The organism is Akkermansia sp. GGCC_0220 (assembly GCF_017566105.1).
Taxonomy (GTDB): domain Bacteria; phylum Verrucomicrobiota; class Verrucomicrobiia; order Verrucomicrobiales; family Akkermansiaceae; genus Akkermansia; species Akkermansia massiliensis.
On the sequence record NZ_JABFCI010000029.1, the window covers coordinates 1 to 7,884 of the forward strand.

Sequence of the window (7,884 nt, forward strand, 5' to 3'; positions counted from 1 at the left end):
CGCCGGGATTTTTTTCATCAGGCCCCGCCAGTTCCTCAACTGGCGGGGCTTGTTCGTTTTCTTGATGGAGGCTTCTCTTCTTCTACTCCAGCTAAGAGGAACATTTGGTGCATGCCGCCTGTCCGAGCCGTCGCGCCTTTGCTTCCTCCAAGCTCTTCGGTAGAAAATTAATAGGGGGGCTATGCTGTCCATCGGGAGCATAGAAAAAGAACTGGTCTTTTCCTTTTCCTCCTCCTTCCGGCTCCCATATCCGACAGTTGACGATTGAAAAGGAAAATTCCGGCAGTTATAGTTGTGTTCCCGCAATTGTAACTCAAATGACCTATCTGCTGTCCTTCCTGTTCCTGTGCCTTGTTTCGGTATGCTCCGCAAAAGAATTGAAGATTTTTTTGCTGACGGGCCAATCCAATTCCCTGGGAGCCGTGAAGGGCAGTCCCGCTTCTCCGGAGCTGTTGAAGAAGTATGAGCCGAAGAATACGCTCTACTGGCATGAGAACTTCGGTCAGAGGGAAGGGGTGTTCCCCGGAGCCTCCACGTCCTGGGAGCAGGTACGGCCCGCCATGCCGCGCTATAACGGCAGTTTGTGCATGGGTCCGGAATACGGGTTTGCCTTTACCCTGGAGAAGAACGGATGGTTCAGGGATGCGGATGTGGCCATTGTGAAAGCCTCCCGCGACGGCGGCGACAATTCCCACTGGCAAAAGAACGGCCAGGCTTACAAGGCGCTGGTGCAGGCCGTCAAAAACGCCTGTGCCGCGGTAGACAAGTCCAAGCACTCCAAAGTGGAGTTTGCCGGGCTGCTGTATTTGCAGGGGGAAAGCAATATCGGCGCTTCCGTGCCGGAGAGCGCTTCCCGTTTTCTGGAGCTTCTGGGCAATCTGGCGGCGGACTTGAAACCGTACGGGGATACGTCCGCCCTGGCCGCACAGAGAGCCGTCATTGGCGAGAATGCCAACTGGGCCGGAAAGAATGAAAGCGATCCGGAGACGGGCAATGTTACCGGCGGCCTGGAAGGGCGCGATACCGAAGTTCAGGGAAAAACGACCCACCAGGTGATGAAGGAGCTGGCCGCCTCCCGTCCGTCCCTGGGCTATGCCCCTACCAGGGACCTTCCCAAGCTGACTGCCGGCGACCAGATGGGGGTGCATTACAACGGCCAGTCCCAGATCAGCATCGGCGCGCGCTTTGCCTATGAAGCCGCCCGTCTGGCCGGGAAGGATGCCGGCTCCGTCCGCAGCGGCCGTTATGAGGCTCCTCTCGGTTCTCCGGATGCCTGGATGAACCGGAAAATGCCGGGGAAAAACGTAGGCGTGTGGAACTTGGCTTCTTCCGTAAAACCCAGCATTGTATCGGGCGTGGTGAAGCTGTTCGGCATCCGTGTGGAGGACCCCGCCGTTAATACCGTGATTATTCAGAGCAAAGGAGGGGGCTCCGGCGACCGTTTGGCGCTTGGGCCGGGAGGCATCCGGCTGGCGGAAGGGAAAAATTTGCAGTTGGAGACAAATGTACAGCTTGCGGGCCGTCAGGCCTGGAATATTCCGGGAGGCTCCACCGTGGAACTCAAGCCCTCACCGGTCCAGGACAAAGCCCACCCCGTCCGCTTGTCCGGACAGGCGGAAGTGCAGGTGGTTCGTGCGGAAGGTGGAGGGGGAGCGGAGGGAATGGCCCGCGTCGTGTTGGAACGGGTGCTGCCCGCTTCCTTGAAATGTTCCTGGATCTTGTCCGGAAAGGTGGAAATGTCCCTGGAAGGAATGGAGGGGCAGGCCCTGAATCTGGGCAGAGTCCTCGTCAAAGACGGCGCTGTGTTGAATTTGAATGGCGCCAGGCTGGCTGCGGGCAGTATCGTCAATCAAGGCGGAACGGTGAACCCGTAATGGACGGCCATGAACGACCCTGGCGCGGACCGGAATCCGTTCAGGGCTTTTCCGGTTTTTATTCCGGTGGGAGGAGAGCATAAAAAATGTGTCTTCACACCCGGAGTACATGGAAGCCTGCCTGCCTCTTATTCACAATTCCGGAATTTCCGTCAACCCGTGCGGAAACGCGGACGGGAGTATTTTTGTCCCCGGCTTATTCACAGGAAGTCTTGGTTGGGAGATGCTGACCATTAAGGCCTCTGTACTATATTTGGCGTACTTTTTCCTTTATGGATGCGTTATGTAGTAGTATGGTCGTGCCATGAGATGCGTTCAGTGCGGTCATTTGGAGGATAAGGTCATTGACTCCCGTATGTCCAAGGACGGGACGACCATCCGCCGCCGCCGCGTGTGCCTGAGGTGCGATTACCGTTACACGACCTATGAGCAGATTGAACGTACGGAGCTGCGCGTTGTAAAAAGAGATAACCTGCGGGAAGCCCTGAACCGCGAGAAGATTTTGCGCGGCCTGGTGAAGGCCTGTGAAAAGAGGCCCGTGAGCATGGACCGCTTGGACCGCGCCGTGGAAGAAATTATTTCCGAATTGCACCGCGACCATTTGCGCGAAGTTCCCTCCAGCGAGATCGGCAAAAAAGTGATTGAAAAACTTTACGCCATCGATCCCGTCGCCTACATCCGCTACGTGTCCGTGTACCGCCAGTTTTCCAATGTGGAGGAGTTCATCCAGGAGATCACGCAGATGCGCCACCAGACGCTGATTGATCCCCTCCAGCGCAAGCTTCCCATCCTTTAAATTTCCCCCTTTTCCCTGTTCCATGATCGGCTTCCGAAACAACAGACCGCTGCTCAAGCTTGGTGATTGCCTGATCACCGAGTACGGGGAACAGTGGCTGGCGGATGCCCTGGAACATGCCGCCCGGCGCGCCGGAACCACCCTGCCGTTCAAGGATGACCTGCTGGCCTCTGTGCGCTATTATCTGGAGCATGAGTGCGACCTGTCCGTCATGCAGGTGTCCGAGCTGTATGAACGCCTGCGCCGCATGCTTACGGAGGTAGGCCTGGCGCACCTGGCAAGGGAGCTGAAGGAGGAAACGCCCCCCATGACGGTCAGCGTGGCGGAGATTGCCCGAAGCGTGCCGTTCTGGCTGTTTTTTGCCTGTGAGCTGAAAAAGCAGGTGGAAGAATTGCAGGTGCACGGCATTACCAAATACTGTTTTACCGGGAGAAAGGAATGCGTGATGGCGCTCCAGGGCAGGAAGCGGTGGGACCGTTCCTGCCAGACCCTGCTGGAAGACCTGGATTTCCTCCTTTCCCGCTATGAGGAGCAGGAAGCGGACCGTTGACGGGGAAGCTTACCGGAACCTGATTTTACGGCGCTTCCGTTCCGGCATGCGTTTGAGCTGTACGGTGGGCGTCCCCAGCACAAGGGCCTGATGGACCGCGTGGCCTTTCGGCAAATCCAGGGCGCGGAGAAGCGGCTTGTACTTGAAAACCCTGCATCCCAGGACCAAGCCGCCCATGTAGCAGCTCCCCAGCCCCAGCGCGGTCAGGGCCAGCATGATATTCTGGGAGAGGACCGTAGCGTCTTCCCGCGCGGTTTGTGACGCCGGGCCGGTCAGCAGGAGCAGGGCCGGGGCGCCGTACAGTACGGGGTCTTCCCCCCGTTCCGCCGCCTGCCTGCGCAGGGGCTGTGTAGCGGTTTCAGAGATGACGGCGTGGTAATCCTGCGGGGAGAGGGACAGCCGGGCGGCCAGGCGGGTGACGGGGAAGGCGGCCAGCCTTTCCAGCTTGTCGTACATGCGGAGCAGGGCCTTTCTGATGCCGGAGAGGGTATCCGGGTCTTCCACCGCCGTCAGGCGGATGCTCTGGGCATTCAGGCCGGACTGGGAGTATTCCGCCGCGCGGCGCAGGACGTTCCACGTTTCCCGGCTGACGGGGTCCGGTTTGAAGTGCCGTACGCTCCTGGTTTTCATCAGCAGGTTCAGCACTTCCGCTTCGCCCGGAACGGGGCCTATGGGTTCCGTGCTTTTTACTCCGGAGTGGGTAATGGCCTGCCGCGGGCAGACGGCTACGCAATGGCCGCAGCCGATGCAGTATTGTTCCGCAGCTCCTTCCAGGGAATCGAAGCCGCAGAAGCGGGTCAGGAAGCAGGCTTTTTCACATAAATGGCAGTGGATGCACTTGTCTTGGTCGATGGTCAGTTTCATGGCTGTGTGGATTGGAATTCCCGCCAGCATAGGGAGACAGGGAGTTTTTGACAAGTAGGCACTATTTTGTAATATAGTGTCAAAAAAGATACTGTAACGATGAAAAAACCTTCATCCTCCTACCGTTGCCCCTGCGGCGTCACGCTTTCCCTGATCGGCGGGAAGTACAAGATTGTCATCCTCTGGCATCTTTACCAGAAGGCTCCCGTGAGGTTTAACGAGCTGCACCGCCTGATCCCGGAGGCCACCACCAAGATGTTCACCCAGCAGCTTCGGGAGCTGGAGGCGGACGGATTAGTGGAACGCAAGGCGTACCCCGTCATTCCGCCCAGGGTGGAATATTCCCTGACGGCCTTCGGCAGGAGCGTGCTGCCCGTACTGGAAGCCATGAATGAATGGGGCGCGGCCTACCTGGCCGCACGGGGAGAGTAGCCGCCGTTACAGGTGTTTGGGCGCGGGACCGTTGATGATCTTGCGGGCGCGGTTCAGGGCGGCGTCAATATTCTCGCAGATGTTGTAGCGTTTCAGCTCCCGGTAAAAGGGCGCGTGGCGGATGACATCCAGGGGTTGCGGCTGCACGCCGCAGACCAGCAGGGTGGAGCCGTGCTCCCGGCACTGATGGCAGAAGTCGGAAAGAACATTCAGTCCGGTGGCGTCCAGCGCGGGAACCAGGCGCATGCGCAGAATGACTACCTTGGTATCGTGCTCCAGCGTTTCCAGCACCTGGTCCTTGAACTGTTCCACGGCGCCGAAAAAGAAGGGGCCCTTCACGTCAAAAACTTCCACGCCTTCCGGAATGCTGAGTTTGGCCGTAGAACGGTCTTCGTCGTCTTCCTCGTCGTTGTCCAGCAGCTCGTTTTTAATGGCGGAAACGTCGCTGATCTGGGCCATGCGGCCCATGAAGAGCAGGGCGGCGAGCACCACACCCACCTCCACGGCCACGACCAGGTCCACAAAGACGGTCAGCAGGAAGGTGATTACCAGCACCGCCGCATCCTGCCGCGGCCCTTTCAGCAGGCGGCTGAACGTGTGCATTTCGCTCATGTTGTAGCACACCACCGTCAGGATGCCCGCCAGCACGGCCAGAGGAATCTGCTGCGCGTACTGGGCAAAGGCCATCAGGATGGCAAGAAGGGTCACCGCGTGAATCATGCCGGAAACCGGGCTTTTGGCCCCCGCCTTGATGTTGGTGGCGGTGCGGGCGATGGCCCCGGTGGCCGGAATGCCGCCGAACAGGGCGGACCCGATGTTGCCGATTCCCTGGGCAATGAGTTCCATATTGGGTTTGTGGCGTCCTCCCGTCATGCCGTCCGCCACGGAGGCGCTCAGCAGGGATTCAATCGCCGCCAGCAGGGCGATGGTGAAGGCCGGAGCCGTCAGCGCCCCCAGGTTGTGCCATTCAATGTGGGGCAGTGAAGGGAGGGGAAGCGTGTTCGGAAGGCTGCCGAAGGCCTGCCCGATGGTGGTTACGGGCAGGGAGAAGGCTACGGAAACGGCGGTCATGCCCAGCATGCCCACCAGCATGGCCGGCACCCTGGGCCAGAAGCGGCGGCTCAGCAGGGTGATGGCGACGGTGCCGACGGCCAGCGCCAGCGCCGCCCAGTTGATGGTGTGGAAGTAGTTGAAGTAGCACGCCCATTTTTCAATGAAGTCGCCGGGGATTTTTTCCGTGATGGTGAGGCCGAAGATGTCCTTGATCTGCGTGGAGAAAATCACCACGGCAATGCCGGAGGTAAATCCCGTGGTGACGGGGAATGGAATGAAGCGGATAAGCGCCCCCATGCGGCAGAAGCCCAGGATAATGAGAAAGAGGCCCGCCATCAGCGTGCAGACCAGCAGTCCGGACGCGTGGTACTGTTCCAGCACGCCCATGATGATGATGACGAAGGCGCCGGTGGGGCCGCCTATCTGGTACTTGCTTCCGCTGAACAGGGAAATGAGGAAGCCGGCCACGATGGCGGTGACGAGGCCCTGGGTGGGAGAAAGCCCGCATGCAATCGCAAAGGCCATCGCCAGCGGAATGGCCACTACGCCGACGGTGAGCCCCGCGAAGAGGTCCGCCAGAAAGGTTTGCTTGGTATAGGTCTTGAGAGAGGAAAGGAGAGCAGGTCTGAACATGGCTGCCGGGATGTTGGCCGGCTGCGGTGGAATTCCGCCGCCGGAGGGGTGTAAAACGTCCCCTTCCTGCACCCGGAGGCGCGCCGCGGAGACGGACGGCAGGTTCCTGTTCCGTCCGCTCCCCGCAGGCAGTGTTATTTGGAAAGAATGTCTTCCCAGTAGGCGATGCGGCGGCGGGTATTCTCGGAATTGGGAGCCCCCGGGTTGGTACGCTGGGCGAAGGCTTTTGTCAATTCAAATACGTCGCGCGCGTCGGTTCCGTACGCGTCTGAAATGGAGGCGAACTGTTCGTCGCTCAACTGGCTGAGGGGCGTACCCGTGGAAATGCTCATGGCGACGGCTTTTCCGACCAGTTCGTGAGCCTTCCGGAAGGGAACGCCGCGGCGAACCAGGTAGTCCGCCAAGTCCGTAGCCAGCAGCATGGGATCGGAAGCCGCTTCCAGAGCCCGGGCCGTGTTGACCGTCATGGCGGCCATCATCTCCGCATTGACGTCCAGGGCCAGCTTAATCGTGTCAATGGAATCGAACAGGGGTTCCTTGTCTTCCTGAAGATCGCGGTTGTAGGTCAGGGGCAGCCCCTTGACGGCCACCATCACGGCAGTAAGGTTGCCGTACAGGCGTCCCGTTTTGCCGCGGGTAAGTTCGGCGACGTCCGGATTTTTCTTCTGGGGCATCAGGGAGGAGCCCGTGGTATGGGCGTCCGACAGGGTGGCGAAGCCGAATTCCGCCGTACACCACAGGATGACGTCCTCGCTCATGCGGGAGAGGTGGGCGCCGATCACGGCCAGGTCAAAGAGGGTTTCCATGATGTAATCCCGGTCGGCAATGGCATCCATGGAATTCTCCGTTACGGCGTCAAAGCCCAGTTCTGCGGCAATCCCGCGGCGGTCCAGGCAGATGGTGGAACCGGCAATAGCTCCGGAACCCAGCGGGGAAACGTTCAGGCGCCTGCGGCAGTCCGTGAGGCGGTCCGCGTCCCGGTTCAGCATTTCCACGTAAGCCAGCAAATGGTGGCCCATCGTGACGGGCTGGGCGCGCTGCAGGTGGGTATAGCCCGGCATCATGGCGTCCGCGTACTCCTTCGCCTTCATGACCAGCGCGCACTGCAAATGGCGCACTTTTTCCAGGATTTCATCAATCTCCGCCCGGCAGTAAAGCCGTGTGTCCGTAGCCACCTGGTCGTTGCGGGAGCGTGCGGTATGCAGCTTGGCACCCGGCGCGCCGATGCGTCGGGTCAGCTCGCTTTCAATGTTCATGTGCACGTCTTCCAGCTCCCGGCTCCACGTGAAGCTGCCTGCCTCAATGTCCTTCAGAATGTCCTTCAGGCCGGATTCAATGGCGCTGAATTCCTCCTGCGAAAGCAGGCCTGCCTTGAGCTGTGCCCGCGCATGGGCGATGGATCCGGCAATGTCCTGGCGGAAGAGCCTCCAGTCGTAGGAGACGGATTCGCCGTAGCGTTGAACCAGATCAGCGGTGGGTTTAGAAAATCTGCCTTTCCACATGACCCACATGTTGTGCCTGAAGCCATGTTGTTTTGAAAGCTTGAAATAGGTAATGTGGACGGATTTGGAATGGAGTTTTTATTCTACCTAGTTCTATTAAATTTTAGATAGAACTAGGTAGAACTAGGTAAGAAGAGGTAAGAAGAGGTAAGAAGAGGTAAGAAGAGGTAAGAAGAGGTA

7 protein-coding genes are annotated in these 7,884 nt (G+C 59.1%); 4 read left to right on the plus strand and 3 right to left on the minus strand.

The window, feature by feature from the left end; translation table 11 throughout:
• Nucleotides 1–317 precede the first annotated feature (317 nt).
• The 3 genes from HJW02_RS12670 to HJW02_RS12680 all read left to right on the plus strand — a co-directional run bounded on the left by HJW02_RS12670 (nt 318) and on the right by HJW02_RS12680 (nt 3,220).
• A complete protein-coding gene (locus HJW02_RS12670) occupies nt 318–1,874 on the plus strand; it encodes a sialate O-acetylesterase (RefSeq protein WP_102722188.1) in 1,557 nt (518 codons plus the stop codon).
• Nucleotides 1,875–2,178: 304 nt separating this feature from the next.
• Nucleotides 2,179–2,670: a transcriptional regulator NrdR gene (gene nrdR, locus HJW02_RS12675; protein ID WP_012419886.1), complete on the plus strand. Its 492-nt coding sequence runs from the start codon at nt 2,179–2,181 to the stop codon at nt 2,668–2,670.
• Nucleotides 2,671–2,692: 22 nt separating this feature from the next.
• Nucleotides 2,693–3,220 (plus strand): hypothetical protein, encoded by a 528-nt coding sequence (locus tag HJW02_RS12680; protein WP_022395913.1) that lies wholly within the window; start codon nt 2,693–2,695, stop codon nt 3,218–3,220.
• 9 nt (nt 3,221–3,229) lie between these two features.
• Here the strand turns inward: HJW02_RS12680 and HJW02_RS12685 are convergent, their stop codons facing one another.
• The gene (locus HJW02_RS12685) at nt 3,230–4,084 is read right to left on the minus strand and encodes a nitroreductase family protein (RefSeq protein WP_180970994.1); all 855 of its coding nucleotides are present in this window, start codon (nt 4,082–4,084) and stop codon (nt 3,230–3,232) included.
• A 99-nt stretch (nt 4,085–4,183) separates the two neighbouring features.
• Here HJW02_RS12685 and HJW02_RS12690 point away from each other — a divergent pair, with 99 nt between their 5' ends.
• Nucleotides 4,184–4,516 carry a helix-turn-helix domain-containing protein gene (locus HJW02_RS12690; RefSeq protein WP_022395915.1) on the plus strand — a complete coding sequence of 111 codons (333 nt, stop codon included), beginning with the start codon at nt 4,184–4,186 and terminating at the stop codon, nt 4,514–4,516.
• A 6-nt stretch (nt 4,517–4,522) separates the two neighbouring features.
• On the opposite strand, the gene HJW02_RS12695 is transcribed toward HJW02_RS12690, so the two are convergent.
• Together HJW02_RS12695 and argH are read right to left on the minus strand one after the other, a co-directional pair.
• On the minus strand, nt 4,523–6,202 hold the full coding sequence (locus tag HJW02_RS12695; protein ID WP_022395916.1) for a SulP family inorganic anion transporter: 1,680 nt from the start codon (nt 6,200–6,202) through the stop codon (nt 4,523–4,525).
• A 134-nt stretch (nt 6,203–6,336) separates the two neighbouring features.
• Nucleotides 6,337–7,704, minus strand: coding sequence for an argininosuccinate lyase (argH, locus tag HJW02_RS12700; protein ID WP_180970995.1), 1,368 nt, complete (start codon nt 7,702–7,704; stop codon nt 6,337–6,339).
• Between the last annotated feature and the right edge of the window lie 180 nt (nt 7,705–7,884).

What these genes read in the sequence shown, in the direction of transcription:
- HJW02_RS12670 (WP_102722188.1), top strand. Translation starts at nt 318, where the DNA reads ATGACCTATCTGCTGTCCTTCCTGTTCCTGTGCCTTGTTTCGGTATGC.
- nrdR (WP_012419886.1), top strand. Translation starts at nt 2,179, where the DNA reads ATGAGATGCGTTCAGTGCGGTCATTTGGAGGATAAGGTCATTGACTCC.
- HJW02_RS12680 (WP_022395913.1), top strand. Translation starts at nt 2,693, where the DNA reads ATGATCGGCTTCCGAAACAACAGACCGCTGCTCAAGCTTGGTGATTGC.
- HJW02_RS12685 (WP_180970994.1), bottom strand. Translation starts at nt 4,084, where the DNA reads ATGAAACTGACCATCGACCAAGACAAGTGCATCCACTGCCATTTATGT.
- HJW02_RS12690 (WP_022395915.1), top strand. Translation starts at nt 4,184, where the DNA reads ATGAAAAAACCTTCATCCTCCTACCGTTGCCCCTGCGGCGTCACGCTT.
- HJW02_RS12695 (WP_022395916.1), bottom strand. Translation starts at nt 6,202, where the DNA reads ATGTTCAGACCTGCTCTCCTTTCCTCTCTCAAGACCTATACCAAGCAA.
- argH (WP_180970995.1), bottom strand. Translation starts at nt 7,704, where the DNA reads ATGTGGAAAGGCAGATTTTCTAAACCCACCGCTGATCTGGTTCAACGC.